The following is a 287-nucleotide window of genomic DNA, read 5'->3' as shown; positions in this document are numbered from 1 at the left end:
CGTGCGTATCGACCGTCGCCGTAAACTGCCTGCGACCATCATCCTGCGTGCGCTGAACTACACCACTGAGCAGATCCTTGACCTGTTCTTTGAGAAAGTCGTCTTCGAAATTCGCGACAACAAGCTGCAGATGGAGCTGATTCCAGAACGTCTGCGCGGCGAAACCGCGTCGTTCGATATCGAAGCTAACGGCAAAGTGTACGTTGAAAAAGGCCGTCGCATTACCGCGCGTCACATCCGTCAGCTGGAAAAAGACGATATCAAGCATATCGAAGTTCCGGTTGAGT

The 287-nt window shown here is 52.6% G+C and carries 1 protein-coding gene; it reads left to right on the top strand.

Annotation, left to right across the window (positions count from 1 at the left end; all coding sequences use genetic code 11):
* A partial coding sequence (locus tag J4G32_RS21120; protein ID WP_210497661.1) for a hypothetical protein occupies window positions 1–287 on the top strand: 287 nt, incomplete at both ends.

Source organism: Microvirga antarctica, from assembly GCF_017921815.1.
In the GTDB taxonomy this organism is placed as follows: Bacteria; Pseudomonadota; Alphaproteobacteria; order Rhizobiales; family Beijerinckiaceae; genus Microvirga; species Microvirga antarctica.
Note: the sequence above shows the minus strand (reverse complement) of the source record. Positions and strands in the feature narration are given on the sequence as shown.